13 protein-coding genes are annotated in these 13,949 nt (G+C 62.7%); 4 read left to right on the forward strand and 9 right to left on the reverse strand.

From position 1 onward, the window contains the following. The first annotated feature begins 37 nt into the window (after nt 1-37). Nucleotides 38-760 carry a MerR family transcriptional regulator gene (locus M0639_RS22005; RefSeq protein WP_042451099.1) on the forward strand — a complete coding sequence of 241 codons (723 nt, stop codon included), beginning with the start codon at nt 38-40 and terminating at the stop codon, nt 758-760. A 4-nt stretch (nt 761-764) separates the two neighbouring features. Here M0639_RS22005 and M0639_RS22010 read toward each other — a convergent pair whose 3' ends face one another. Beyond that, the gene (locus tag M0639_RS22010; RefSeq protein ID WP_003940096.1) at nt 765-1,412 is read right to left on the reverse strand and encodes a TetR/AcrR family transcriptional regulator; all 648 of its coding nucleotides are present in this window, start codon (nt 1,410-1,412) and stop codon (nt 765-767) included. 77 nt (nt 1,413-1,489) lie between these two features. Here M0639_RS22010 and M0639_RS22015 point away from each other — a divergent pair, with 77 nt between their 5' ends. Next, a complete protein-coding gene (locus tag M0639_RS22015) occupies nt 1,490-3,031 on the forward strand; it encodes an MFS transporter (RefSeq protein WP_064233780.1) in 1,542 nt (513 codons plus the stop codon). Here the strand turns inward: M0639_RS22015 and M0639_RS22020 are convergent. After that, complete coding sequence (locus tag M0639_RS22020; protein ID WP_064074075.1) at nt 2,931-5,213, reverse strand: ATP-dependent DNA ligase; 2,283 nt, start codon at nt 5,211-5,213, stop codon at nt 2,931-2,933. The genes M0639_RS22015 and M0639_RS22020 overlap by 101 nt on opposite strands. A gap of 115 nt (nt 5,214-5,328) precedes the next feature. Between M0639_RS22020 and M0639_RS22025 the strand changes: the two genes are divergently transcribed. Next, a complete protein-coding gene (locus M0639_RS22025; protein WP_082893143.1) occupies nt 5,329-5,601 on the forward strand; it encodes a WhiB family transcriptional regulator in 273 nt (90 codons plus the stop codon). Between the two features lie 65 nt (nt 5,602-5,666). Beyond that, on the forward strand, nt 5,667-6,572 hold the full coding sequence (locus M0639_RS22030; protein ID WP_030534940.1) for an ABC transporter substrate-binding protein: 906 nt from the start codon (nt 5,667-5,669) through the stop codon (nt 6,570-6,572). Nucleotide 6,573: 1 nt separating this feature from the next. Here the strand turns inward: M0639_RS22030 and M0639_RS22035 are convergent, their stop codons facing one another. The 7 genes from M0639_RS22035 to M0639_RS22065 form a co-directional block, all read right to left on the reverse strand. Then, on the reverse strand, nt 6,574-8,229 hold the full coding sequence (locus M0639_RS22035; RefSeq protein ID WP_064074004.1) for a substrate-binding domain-containing protein: 1,656 nt from the start codon (nt 8,227-8,229) through the stop codon (nt 6,574-6,576). A gap of 119 nt (nt 8,230-8,348) precedes the next feature. Next, the gene (locus M0639_RS22040) at nt 8,349-8,780 is read right to left on the reverse strand and encodes a type II toxin-antitoxin system Rv0910 family toxin (RefSeq protein WP_064074003.1); all 432 of its coding nucleotides are present in this window, start codon (nt 8,778-8,780) and stop codon (nt 8,349-8,351) included. A 73-nt stretch (nt 8,781-8,853) separates the two neighbouring features. Continuing rightward, a complete protein-coding gene (locus tag M0639_RS22045; RefSeq protein ID WP_003939876.1) occupies nt 8,854-10,491 on the reverse strand; it encodes a solute symporter family protein in 1,638 nt (545 codons plus the stop codon). Then, nucleotides 10,488-10,850 carry a DUF485 domain-containing protein gene (locus M0639_RS22050; protein WP_003939976.1) on the reverse strand — a complete coding sequence of 121 codons (363 nt, stop codon included), beginning with the start codon at nt 10,848-10,850 and terminating at the stop codon, nt 10,488-10,490. The genes M0639_RS22045 and M0639_RS22050 overlap by 4 nt, the downstream gene beginning before the upstream one ends. A gap of 162 nt (nt 10,851-11,012) precedes the next feature. Continuing rightward, on the reverse strand, nt 11,013-12,764 hold the full coding sequence (locus tag M0639_RS22055; protein ID WP_030534942.1) for a sodium/solute symporter: 1,752 nt from the start codon (nt 12,762-12,764) through the stop codon (nt 11,013-11,015). A 10-nt stretch (nt 12,765-12,774) separates the two neighbouring features. After that, complete coding sequence (locus M0639_RS22060; RefSeq protein WP_003939880.1) at nt 12,775-13,146, reverse strand: membrane protein; 372 nt, start codon at nt 13,144-13,146, stop codon at nt 12,775-12,777. Next, nucleotides 13,143-13,934: a LytR/AlgR family response regulator transcription factor gene (locus M0639_RS22065; protein ID WP_003939723.1), complete on the reverse strand. Its 792-nt coding sequence runs from the start codon at nt 13,932-13,934 to the stop codon at nt 13,143-13,145. Before M0639_RS22065 ends, M0639_RS22060 begins: the two co-directional genes overlap by 4 nt. Nucleotides 13,935-13,949: the final 15 nt, after the last annotated feature.

Genomic DNA, 13,949 nt, shown 5'->3' on the forward strand with positions numbered 1-13,949 from the left:
GGGGTATACCGTGAAAAGCCTCAATCGGAGGTGATCAGTGCGGCCCATAGACCTTGCCCGTGAACACGGGTTGTCCGCACAGGCGATCCGCAACTACGACGATGCCGGCATCCTCCCTCCGAGCGAGCGCAGCACTTACGGCTACCGGCGATACACCCCAGTGCACGCGCAAGCCCTGCGCACTTTCCTCGCATTGCGCGGCGGTCACGGGCACCAGCGGGCCACGGAAATCATGCGGGCGACCAACCAGGGCGACACCGAGTCCGCCTACCGCCTGATCGACAGTGCGCACGTGACGCTGCTCGCCGAGCGAAAAACTCGCACCGAGGTAGCCACAGCGCTGGGGACTCTGTCCACCATGGCACCGGCACTGGTGCACGGTCCAGCGCTGACGGTGGGTGAGCTGGCGCGCCGTCTCGGCGTTCACCCGGCGACACTGCGCACATGGGAAGAGCACGGCATCCTGCGCCCCGAGCGCGAACAGGCAACGGGTTATCGCGAATACGGTTCGGAGTGTGTGCGCGACGCCGAGATCGCACGGCAGCTGCGGCGCGGTGGCTATCGGCTGTCGCAAGTCGCTCAGTTTCTCGATTCGCTGCGCGAGGCCGGCGGAGCAGACGCATTGTCAGCGTTCCTCGAATCCTGGCAAGACCGGCTGGCCACACGCAGTCGCAACCTTCTCGCCGGCGCAGCTCAGCTCGATGCCTATCTCACGATGCTGGATCAGACCTCGCCTGGTTGCCGATCAGCAAACGGTTGAGGCGTCAGTTCACAAGCCGCGCAAGGCTCCTCACCATCTCACCGACGGTGTCGGTCGACGGCCACGGGAATTCCGGAAGATCGGCCCGCAACATCACCTGTCCGTGCAGCGAAGTCCAGATCGATACCGCATCGACAAAAGTGTCTGTGCTGGCCGACCTCCCAGCGGCGACGCACGCGTCGAGGTTGGTCACCAGCGTGTTGAAGGCGGCCAGTCCTCGCGTATCCGATTGTGGTGACTGACCTTTCGGCCTGGACCACCCGAACAAGACCCGATACCGAGCGGGCTCGGAAATGCCGAACTCGACGTATGCCGAGCACCCGGCATACAGACCCTCGACCGGGTCGGGGTGTGCGGAAACGGCGTCGGCCACGGCGAGATGCAACTGCTCCAGCGATTCGGAGACCACCGCTTCGACAATGGCATCGCGATCGGAAAAGTGTCCGTAGATAGATGGTGCGGATATCCCGACTTCGCGAGCGACCGATCGGAGCGTCACCGCCTGATCCGATCCGGTGCGGGCGATGAGCGTCGCCGCTGCGGCGACGATCTCTCCGCGGAGCCGTGCGCCGCTTCCTCTCGGATTTCGGGCGCGAGTACTCCGAGAACCACTCGTCCCAGTTTCATCGGCATCTTCGGAAACATCACTCACCCGACAAACTTTACACATGTAAGGCGAAGGGGTACGTTCTCATCACTAAACATTCGTAAGGTTACATTCGTAAGGACATGATGAATTCCCTCGAACCCACTGACCGGCGACGATGGGCAGCACTGGGCGCCCTCTGCACATCCCTCGTCGTAGTCACGATCGACAACACCATCCTCAACACCGCTATCCCGACCCTTGCCCGCGAACTGCGGGCGACCACCGTCGACCTGCAATGGATCACCAACGCATACACATTGGCGTTCGCCGCCTTGCTCATCACGGCAGGTGGACTCGGCGCGAGATTCGGTCACCGTCGGATACTTCTGACCGGCCTCACCTTGTTCGCCCTCGGGTCAGCCTTCGCTGCCCTCTCTCACACGTCAATGCAGCTGATCGGATGGAGAACAGTGATGGGGGCAGCCGCCGCACTGGTCATGCCGGCGACGCTGTCACTTGTCGTCTCGATGTTCGCCCCGCACGAGAGAGGCCGGGCGATAGGAATCTGGTCTGCAACCGCCGGACTGGGAATCGCGATCGGCCCCGTGGCCGGTGGCGTACTTCTCGAACATTTCAGTTGGGGAAGCGTCTTCTGGATAAACGTCCCACTGGTCGCCGGTGTGATCGCCGCGACGGTTTTTCTTGTGCCCCCGGCAAGAGGGATCACGAAGGGTTCGTTCGACATCCCCGGACTCCTGCTGTCCGCCGGCGGACTGGCTTTGATCGTGGATGCCCTCACCCAGGCAAGCCTTCGCGGATGGTCGTCGCCCGTCACGGTGCTGGAGATCGTCAGCGCAACAGCACTTCTCGCCGGATTCGTCTGGTGGGAGCTGCGGGCCTCGGCGCCGATGACCGACGTGCGCATCTTCACCAGTCGAGTGTTCAGCACCTCCAATGCCATCTTGGCCGCAACGTTCTTCGCCCTTTTCGGAGTTCTCTTCACGTACACGCAATACCTCCAATTAGTTCGTGGTTACGGTCCATTGGTCGCCGGCGTCGGTGCAGTTCCGTTTGCGATAGTGATGGCGACTGTCGCCTCCAGCAGCGATCGTATGGTCGGCCGATTCGGCGTGCGCAGTTCGATCGCGACCGGTCTCGCAGTCATGTCCGCGGGACTGTTGGTCCTGTCGATCGCAGCAGATAGGTACGCACCGTTCGGAATCCTGGCTGCGATCATGGCACTGGTCGGCGCGGGGATGGGGTTGGTCATGGCTCCGGCCACAACCACGTCGATGTCTTCGGTTGCGCCCCAGCAGGCTTCGATGGCCAGTTCGATCAACAGCGTCGTGCGAGAGTTGGGTGGAGTTCTGGGCGTCGCCGTCATCGGGACGGTCGTAGCCACCGTTTTCCGGTCCCGCTTCGAACCCGGAGTCGGCACTTCCACAGCCGATCCGGCGCAGATCCATGCCGGCGCTCCCCCCGCGAGTGCCTTGACCGACGCAGCGAACCAGGCTTACACCTCGGCGATGAGTACCGGAATCCAAATCTGTGCCGCAGTCGCGTTCGTCGGTGCGTTGGCCGTCATTGCACTGTTTCCCGCACCACGTCGCCCGGTTTCTTGTCCTCCCGCAGACCTCGCCAACTCGGATGACGCAGACGCTCGGTCTTCGTCCAATCCATGAACCGCACCTCACCGACGAGTTCCGGCCTCACCCACACCGCACCCTTGCGGTCATCTGCTGGAAGTTCCTCCCCGAACGGACTTTCCTTCTGACGCAGCGGTTCCAGTGTCGCAAGTAAAGACTCCAAGTCGCGATCACTGAAGCCGGTACCGACGCGCCCCACGTAGGTCAATCCATCCTCACCCGGAATTCCCATGAGCAGCGCCCCGATCCCCTGTGCTCGATTGCCCTGCCCGGTGCGCCACCCTCCGATCACCACCTCTTGAGTGCGCCAGTTCTTCACCTTGATCCAACTCGACCCACGCCGCCCCGGAAGGTAGACCGATGCACGACGTTTGGCGACAATCCCTTCCCATCCGGCATCGGTACTCACCTCCAACGCGTTCTCCGCCGTGCCCTCGATCTGTGGAGGTACCTCGAGCTCACCGACCTTGCCCGCCAACGCATTCAACACGGTGCGCCGGTCCGAATAGGACTTCCGCAGCAAAGACACTCCGTCGAGGTACAGAAGATCGAAGGCCAGGAACACCGGCTCCCCACCTCGCTGGAGAAGACCGAAATCGGTGACCCCCGCGTCGTTGTACGCCACCACTTCACCGTCGAGAACCACGTCATGACCGTCCAGCACCTCGGCCAACCCGGCAAGGGCGGGATAGTCCCCGGTCTTGTCGTTACCCGCGCGACTGCGAAGTGACATTGTGCCCGAATGATATTCGAGAATCACTCGGATCCCGTCCCACTTTCCTTCGAAAGCCCACTCCTGCGAGTCGAGACCTTCGAGCGTTCCAGCGGTGGCAAGCATCGGCTCGAGATTCTTGGGAAACTCCGTTCCGAAACTCGCGTTCTGATCCTTCATCAGATGCATCAACCACTGGTCACCCTTCGTCCGGATCAGCGCGAAGCGTCCCTGCACCCGTTTCCCACTGAGGCGCACGATCACCTCGTCTTCACGCCACTTCTCGGTCTCGTACGTCCCGGAATCCCAAATCGTCATCGAACCGCCGCCGTACTCCCCCTTCGGAATCGTGCCCGAGAACGTGGCGTACTCGAGCGGGTGATCCTCGGTGTGCACGGCCAACCGATTCTCTCCGGCACTGGTCGGCACGCCCTTCGGAACAGCCCAGGACACGAGCACACCATCCCGCTCCAGGCGAACGTCGTAATGCAATCGTCTGGCGTGATGTTCCTGAATCACAAAGGTATTGCCCGCTGTCTCCTTGGTCACCGCAGCAGGGATCGGCTCCGGCGTCCGGTCGGCCGACCGCTTGTTGCGATAGTGCGTCAACGTGTCGGCTACAGCCGCCGAGACCGGCGGATCCAGATCGCCCAACAGATCACCATCGGATTCGACGCGCTCCAGAATCTCGTCGAACAACAGATGCCGTAGTTTCGGATCGTCGAGTTCGTCCCAACTGCGCGGCGCGGCAACATAGGGTTGATCGCGACCGCGCATCGAGTACGGCGCAATGGTTGTCTTGGCTGCGTTGTTCTGACTCCAGTCCACGAAAATCTTGCCTGCCCGCACATTTCGAGCCATCGTCGCGGTGACGAGATCCGGGTGAAGCTTCTCGAGTCCGGTGGCGATCTGCTTGGCGACAGTCGACGCACCGCTGCCGTCCAAGGCTCGATCCAGTGGAACGTAGAGGTGAATTCCCTTGCTACCACTGGTTACCGGATAGGCAGTCCACCCCAGAGTTGCGACCAGATCTCGAATCGACCTCGCCACCTCGGCGCACTCGGTCAACCCGACGCCTTCGCCCGGGTCGAGATCGAATACCAGTCGTGTCGCCGGACCACGCTCGGAACCGTCGAATCGCCATTGGGGAACGTGCAATTCGAGTGCGGCCTGCTGCCCCAGCCACGCCAGGGATGCAACGGAATCGAAGACCGGGTAAGTGACGACACGATCAGAATGTTGCAGCGACGCACGCGTGAGCCACTGCGGGGCAGACGACGCCAGGTTCTTCTCGAAGAAGGACTGACCGTCCACGCCATTGGGCCAACGCTTTCGAGTACCCGGTCTACCGACGACATGCGGAAGCATGACTGCGGCGATACGGGTGTAGTAGTCGATGACTTCGGCCTTCGTGGTGCCGCTCTCGGGGTAGAGAATCTTGCCCAGATTGGTCACGGACACCGTTGTGCCATCGAGCGTGATCTGACCCCGATCCGTCGTTGCCATCTCCTCATTGTGCTGGATAGCGCTGCGTCTGGCAGTAGAAATCTGATGGATCGGAAACCTGCCGCTGCGCCAGGCCACGGGCAAGACTGGATTCTCGATGGGAGAGGAGACCACGATGACAGTTCGCAGTTCCGTGGAGCCGTTGGTGGACAACAACTGGCGGGTGTTCGCCACCTGTAAAACAGTGGACCCGGCGGTGTTCTATTCGCCGGGTGAAGAGCGCGGACGCAATCGGGCTGCACGGGAGAGTTCCGCGAAGCAGGTGTGCTTCCGCTGCCCGGTCATTCGGGACTGCCTGACCTTTGCACTCGACACCGCTGAACCACACGGAGTATGGGGTGGGACGACACCGTCGGAGCGCCTTGCACTACGACGCTCAGCTGCGTGAACTCCGCTCACACGAGACCCCCGTCACGTCCGTACCGGACAAACAGGCAAGATGGCCTTGTGCCTATGACACGACGCGCTGTTGCCGTGACCGCGATCTTCGCTTGCTCGATCTTGTTGGGCTCGTGTTCGTCGCAGCCGGAGGCACCTGCGGCAGCGGACACCACGACCACGGTTCCCGAGGCATTCACCAAACTGCCCTCGACCACCGCCGTGGACAAGTGCGGACCCCAGAGCGGGACCACCCTCGAAGACGGTGTCTTGACCATCGCCACCGATTCGCCGGCGTACGCGCCGTGGTTCGTCGACAACACTCCGTCCAACGGCAAGGGCTTCGAGGGGGCGGTGGCCCGGGCCGTCGTCGACAAACTCGGGTACAACGCCGATCAGGTTCGCTTCACCACGGTCGCCTTCAACGACGCACTGAAACCAGGCCCCAAGGATTTCGACTTCGACGTCAATCAGTTCACGGTTTCCGGGGATCGCCGCGAGAACGTCGACTTCAGCTCGCCGTATTACGCAGTGGCGCAGTCGGTGATCGCCTCGCGCGGGAGCAAAGCCGCTGAGGCAAAGAATCTTGCGGATCTGGCCGGCTACCGTTTGGGCGCTCAGACCGGTTCCACCAGCCTCGCGGCGATCACCGACACGATTGTTCCGACCACTGCGCCACGCGAGTTCGCGACCACGGACGACGCGAAAGCTGCGCTGGCCGCGGGCGAGATCGACGCATTGGTCGTCGACATCCCGACCGGATTTCACATCACCGAGAACGAACTGCCCGGGTCGGTCATCGTGGGTCAGTTTCCGCGGCCCAACGCGGTCACCGAATTCTTCGGGTTCGTGCTCGAGAAGAACAGTCCTCTGACGGCGTGCGTCTCTGCCGCCGTGGATGCGCTCTACGCCGACGGCACCCTCGAGAGACTCGCAACCGAATGGATCACGGACAGCGCCGACGCGCCAGTCCTCGAGTAGTTCAGCCGGCGCGCCCACTGATCGCGCCGACGAAGACCTTCGGGATGTCTGCCGGTGTCGGAGCGAAGTGGCTGTTGCCGCCGGTGAGAGCCGAAATCTGCTCGAGCACATCGGTATCGGCGTCATCGGTGACACCGATGGTGATGATCGGTACCGGCCGCGTCGGGTCCTGCTCGCGAGTCAGGGTGTCGAGAAGTTCCTGCAGCGAGATACTCGACGGATCATCGTTCGCACCGTCGGTCAGTAGAATCACCGAATTGATCGAGGCCGGATCGTAAGTCTGTTGCATGGACCGATACGCGGCGAGAACGCTGTCGTACAAACCTGTTCCGCCGCCGACGATCGAAGAGAGGCTGTCGATCCGAGACAGCAGTTTGCTCCGATGATCCGTGTCGCCTTCAGTTGCATCCATACGGGCGACAGGTGCGAGTTCGCGGTAGTCCGTGCCCTCGCCGAGGTCTACGGAGAATGCCCAGAGACCCAATTGTGCGTTGGCGGGAAACATTCGGATCGCAATGTCACCGGCCTGCGCCGTCGCGGCCATTCGAGTGACCCCGTCCTGCATGTAGTCCATGGACCCCGAGACGTCGACAACTGCCAGTGCACGGGAAGGCCTGGACAGAATCTCGTACCGCGCAAGCGCTTTGGTGACCACAGACGGATCGGACGGCACCAGCGAGCCAACCTTTCCCACTCCACCGGCGACCGGCGGGGCCTGATCCGCGCCGCGGAACCCGAAGCCGGCAAGTACGGAGCGCCCGGTGTCCGATGCCAGCGCTGCCGCCAGCAGTTTGCCGGCGTCGTCCGCCGCCGACGAGTCTGCACCCACACTTGCCATCGGGTAGTCCATGAAGACCGAACCGGAAGACGGTACCGACGCGGTGAGTCGACTGTCCGCATGTGCGGCGAGATAAGCCTCGAAGGTCTGCTCGGTCGTCACCGCGGTCCCGCCGTCCGCGTCCACGGTTTGGATGCGTCCGGTCGAACCGGTTTCCTTCAGATTTCCGTACTGCGCTTGCGCCACCGGGACCAGGGCTGCCGAAATGGACGTGAGGTCCCCGCCCCGCGACTGGGCCTCGGCAAAGGCTGCCACGATCGGTGCGCTGGAGACGGCACTGGTGAGGGGATCGCCGATGTGCAGTGCTGGAGCGCCGAGGACATCCGTCCAAGCGGCGGGTGCCTCGCTTCCCGGCGCCGAGACAGTGACAACAGGGGTGGACGCGACCGAGTTGCTGATCCGGCGAATCTCCTGCCCGCTAGCCGAAACCTTGTCCAACCATTCGCTCGAATCAGGGATCCACAGTGCGGGTGCCGAACCGTCGGCGATCGCCGCGACGGTGAGCACGGGATCTTGCGGCGTCACACTGAGCGAGCTGCACCCGAGTTCCGTAGCGGGGATGGCAGCGGCGACAGCTTCGAGTCCCGAGGCGATCGACGGATCGGCGGCCACGGTCACGGTTTCCGGGTTCTCACAGCTGGTTGCCGTCGCAGCTGTGACAGCACTCGCACCGAGTTCTCCCTTGTCGCTGACGCTTTTGAACGTCACGGCGAATGCTGCGGTTCCACCGACTGCGACTACTGCCAAGAGTCCGATCAGAACCTGCACGGATCGAGGCATGGACGCAGGTGGTGCGCCGTACCCATGACGAGACGACATTGATCGAATCCTTTCCGGCGGGACCCGCATCAATAACCAACCGATGCCCGGTTTATCCCGCCGAAAAGAATCCTAACTCATGTTAGCGGTGAAGTAGCTCGATGTGGAAATCTCCACAACTAGGTGTAGATCTGGACAAACTGGGCCAGCGACTTCTCCACATCGCCTTTGAGCGCCCGCGCCACACTCGAACCGATCGGGCCGAACAACGGCGCGCCGCCCAACTCGACTGTCAGCGCGAGTTCCGACCCGTCGCCCTTTGCCTTCACGTCGAGTTCGAGACCGAGCTTGACCCCGCCCTTGCCGTCTCCCTTGAGCGAGATCGCCTTCGGAACGTCGTACTTCTTGATGGTCCACCGAACGCGGTTGCGCAGGCCCTTCACGGTCACGACCGACCTGATCTCGGTGCCGACACCCAGTTGTTCGGGAAGTTCACTGCGCCATCCGTCGTGAACCACGAGCCAGTTTTCGTATCCACTGAGATCGGACGCCTTGTCCCACACTTCCTGAGGAGGAAGCGGAACGTCGATTTTCACTGTGAGCTTTGCCATGGCAGAACAATAAGCCCCGTGCGCCTTTTCCGTAACCAGAGGTACCAGAAAGACGCACGGGGCTTTGCCCCTCTTAGTGGCTGACAGCCTTTTCGACGCCGACGCCGGTGAGGGAGCGAACTTCCATCTCCGCCTGCTTTGCCGGATCTTCGATCTTGTTACGTCCGATGTACGTACCGACGATGCCGAGGACGAATGCCAGCGGAATCGAGACGATGCCGGGGTTCGAGAGCGGGAACCAGGCGAAGTCGGAGTTCGGGAACATCGACGACGGCTTGCCCGACACTGCCGGGGAGAACACGATCAGCGTCAAGCAGCTGACCAAACCGCCGTAGATGCTGAAGAGCGCACCGGTGGTGTTGAACTTCTTCCAGAACAGCGAGTACAGCAGGGTGGGCAGGTTCGCCGAGGCCGCCACTGCGAAGGCGAGGGCCACCAGGAAGGCGATGTTCTGCCCCATCGCCATGATGCCGAGAACGATGGAGACGAGTCCGATGACCACGACGGTGATTCGAGAAACTCGAACCTGCTGCTCCTCGGTTGCGTTGCCGCGCTTGATGACACTGGCGTAGATGTCGTGAGCGAACGACGCCGAAGCAGTGATCGCGAGACCGGCAACGACGGCGAGGATGGTCGCGAACGCCACCGCGGAGATGATGCCGAGGAAGATGGTGCCACCGAGCTCGAAGGCGAGAAGCGGAGCGGCCGCGTTCTCCTTACCAGGCGCTGCCAAGATCTTGTCCGGTCCGACCATGCTGGCCGCGCCGTAGCCGAGAACCAGTGTGAACAGGTAGAAGGCACCGATCAGCGCGATCGCCCAGGTCACCGAGCGGCGAGCTTCCTTGGCAGTGGGCACCGTGTAGAAGCGCATCAGCACGTGCGGCAGGCCCGCCGTGCCGAGCACCAAAGCGATTCCGAGAGAGATGAAGTCGAGCTTCGTCATTCCGGAAAGACCGTACTTGGCACCGGGCCCGAGGATGTCACGTCCCTGCACACCCTTGGTGGTGGAACTGTTGACCATGTCCTGCGCATTGGCGAGCAACTGAGAGAAGTTGCCGCGCACTGCCCACAGAACGAGTACGAACATGATTCCGGCTCCGGCAACCAGCAGAACTGCCTTGACCATCTGTACGTAGGTGGTGCCCTTCATGCCGCCGACCAAGACGTACACGATCATCAGCACACCCACGATCGCGACGACGATCGACTGTCCCACCTTGCCGTCGATGTTGAGCAGCAGCGCGACAAGTCCACCGGCGCCGGCCATCTGGGCAAGAAGATAGAAGAGGGAAACGGCCAGAGTGGACAGGGCCGCCGCCATGCGCACCGGACGCTGCTTGAGTCGGAAGCTCAGCACGTCGGCCATCGTGAATCTGCCTGTGTTCCTGAGCAATTCGGCGACCAGGAGCAGTGCAACCAACCAGGCGACAAGGAAGCCGATGGAGTACAGGAAGCCGTCGTAGCCGTACACGGCGATCGCACCTGCGATACCGAGGAACGATGCCGCCGAGAGGTAGTCACCGGCGATGGCGAACCCGTTCTGCGGGCCGGTGAACTGCCCACCACCGGTGTAGAAGTCGGACGCCTTCTTGGTGGTCCGGCTGGCGCGGATGACCAGCGTCATGGTCACGACGACAAACGCGAGGAAGATCGCGATGTTGAAGGCTGGGTTTCCTACGTCCGTTCCGGACGCGGCGAGTGTGGTGATCACTGTGCGGGACCTTCCAGTTCTTCACGGATGGCGGCGGAGCGGGGATCGAGCTCACGACCGGCGAACTTCACGTACCACGCGGTGATGGCGAAGGTCGTGACGAATTGCCCGAGGCCGAGGATGATGCCGAGATTGATGTTGCCGAGGACCTTGGTGGCCATGAAGTCGTGGGCATAGGTAGCCAGGACGACGTACACCGCATACCAGAGCAGGAAGAATGCAGTGATGGGGAAAACGAACTTGCGCAGACGCGTTCGGAGTTCCTGGAATTCGGGACTCGCTTGCATGTCTATGAATGCCTGGGCATCCGGGGTGCGTCGCTCTTGCGGCGACCCCTCACTGATTTCTGCTGTGGACACTGCCGGCTCCTCGCCTCGCGTGTGAAGTGAACTACGCACAGACGTTAGTGAGATCGGAGTCACATGAAGACGCTGTGGCGTCAGTCACACGGTGAGCAGTCGCGCGCTGCGCCGAACGGTCAGGCAGGCGCGACCAACGGCAGAGGGTTCGGGCGGTGAAAGTCAGGGTTGGCGAAGATCGTCTTCGCGATCGGAGCCCATTCCGAGACGTTCCGGGGCGTGCATCCGCGTGAAGATTCGCGCAATATCTGCCGGTATCTGCTTCGACGACACCTTGCTCACGACGATCATCGTGAGGAACGCCAGCGGCACGCTCACCGCGGCCGGGAACGCGAAAATGGCTGCCGGCCAGCCACCGAGGACGTCCTCCGACAAACCACCCAGGACGGCGACAGTAGCGGCAGTGCCCGCAACACATCCACCGACAACCATCCCCGCCCCCGCGCCGACGGCAGTCAGACCGCGCCACCAGATACCCAATACGAGCAGTGGGCAGAGCGTCGACGCAGCGACTGCGAACACCAAACCGACGGTTCTCGAGAGGTCGACCGACACCACCGCCAGCGACAGCACGAGAGGAACGACCCCGGCCAGTAGCGCTGCAATACGGAAGTCTCGAACTCGACCACGGAGAACATCGGTACTGACGACGCCGGCGATGCTGACGAGCAATCCGGACGACGTCGACAGGAAAGCGGCGATGGCACCGGACGCCACGAGGGCTGCCAGCAGTTGTCCGCCCCACCCCGAGAACACCGAGCCCGGCAACAGCAGCACCGCCGCGTCAGAGGTGCCGGTGATCAGAAGTTGCGGGACGTACAGTCGAGCGAAAACACCGAGGAGTGTCGGAAACAGGTAGAACACGCTGACCAGACCGACAACGGCGAGCGACGTCAGACGGGCTGCCCGGCCGTCGGGGTTGGTGTAGAACCGGACGAGAACATGAGGAAGGCCGAGCGTTCCGAGGAAGGTCGCGAGCATCAGCGAGTACACCTGGTACATCGGGTGCGGCCCACCGAAACCCCAACCCGGGGTGATCCAGTCAGAGTTCTGCGCGGGCGCTCCGGCGACGACAGGGACAGCGGCTCCCGCGTCGAGGACCATGGACATGCCTTCACCGAGAGTGTGCTCCCCCGGCCCCAGGGTCATCGTGCCTTCGACCGCTCGCCCGTCGACTGTGCCGCCGCTGACCGTCACCGGCTCGGACACCTGGACGACGACGTCGGTGGTGATGTCGACGGTCGTCGCAGTGGTGACCGTCGGCGGCATCGACGCGCCGACGTCGTGGTGATCGCCGAAGAAGTAGAAGGTCAGTGCCACAGCGGGAATCGCGACGGCAGTCAGTTTCAGCCAGTACTGGAAGGCCTGAACGAAGGTGATCGAGCGCATCCCGCCGCCGACGACGTTGGCGATGACGATGACCCCGACCGCTACGCCGCCGATCCAACTGGGAACCCCGAGCAAGATATTGAGCGTCAGTCCCGCGCCTTGGAACTGTGGAATCAAATACAGGATGCACACCATCGCGACCACGAGCATCGCGAGCTTGCGCAATCGCGGTGAGCCGAGACGGAACTCGGCGAAATCGGGGACGGTATACGCACCGGAACGCCGAAGCGGCGCTGCGACGAACAGCAGCAGGGCGAGGTATCCGGCGGTGAAGCCGATGGGATACCAGAGTGCGTCGGCGCCGTACTTGGCGACCAGCCCCGCAACACCGAGAAACGAAGCGGCAGAGAGGTACTCGCCGGAGATGGCCGTCGCATTCCACCGCGCACTGACGGTTCTGGACGCGACGAGAAAGTCCGAGGTGGTACGAGCGAGCCGAACGCCGTAGATTCCGATAGCCACCGTCGCGACAGCTGCTGCCACGATGCCGAGCACCGTCAACACCGGGATAGGTTGTCCTCCCACAGTGCCGCGCTCAGTCGTCCACGATGTCGTTGAAGTCCTGCTCGTTTCGCTCCGCACGACGCACGAACACCCAACCGGTCGTCAACAGCAAGGGATACACGGCGCCGCCCATCACGAGCCACGGCAACCGGATGCCAAGGACCGCGACCTCCGAGAGCGTCGGGAAGAGATGCGTCAGCAGCGGCACCGCACACAGGAGCCCGGCTGCGACGACGGCAAGGCGAATCGCCAGTCCCAACTGCGCGCGAACGAGACCGCGGATCATGGCGTCACCGACTTCGGTCTGTTCCTGCACCTCCACCCGTGTTCGCACGATCCGTGCGCCACTACGTTGCGCCAACACAACGCGCTCACGCTGCGGAGGATCGGACTGCGACGTCACCGCGACAACCAACTCTGCTTGGGCGCACGAACCAGTCGATCCTTGAGTTCACGGGTGTGTCTGCGACTGACCGGAAGCTCGACGGGAGGCTTGTCGCCGTGCGGGCGCAGACAGACCACCAAACCGCTGCCTACTGTGCGGATGCCGGTGACCAGCGCCAGAGACACCAGGTAGGAGCGGTGCACACGCAAGAAGCCCGCGTCGGCCCAGCGTGATTCGAGCGTCGAGATCGGGATGCGCACCAGGTGCGACTTTCCAGCGGTGTGCAAACGCGCGTAGTCCCCGTCGGCTTCCACCCACTCCACCGAGGAACGCTGAACGAGCGTCGTTACACCGCCCAGTTCCACCGGGATCACCTCGTCCGTGGGCGCAGCTTCGGGTTTGCTCTCACTCTTGGTGCGCCCGGCGAGTCCCACGATCCGCTGAACGGCCTGAGCGAGACGCTCCTCCCGGAGCGGTTTGAGTAGGTAGTCGACGGCGCCGAGATCGAATGCGTCAACCGCTCGATCGTCGTGCGCTGTCACGAACACCACGGGCGGTGGCGTCGCGAAATTGGAGAGGATGCCTGCCAGTTCGAGACCGTCGAGTCCGGGCATGTTGATGTCGAGAAACACCGCGTCGATGCTTCCACCGCGCAGTATCCGCAACGCTGTCGTCGCATCCGATGCCGTGTGAACGTGCGCCACCGAGTCCTCGGCGCGCAGCAAGAAGGCCAGCTCGTCGAGGGCTGGTTTCTCGTCGTCGACGGCAAGGACGGTCAGCTGGGCATCAGTGTCAGTCTCGTTCACAACAGGTCCATGTTC

Origin of the sequence: Rhodococcus qingshengii JCM 15477 (genome assembly GCF_023221595.1) — a bacterium.
GTDB classification, from domain to species: Bacteria; Actinomycetota; Actinomycetes; order Mycobacteriales; family Mycobacteriaceae; genus Rhodococcus_F; species Rhodococcus_F qingshengii.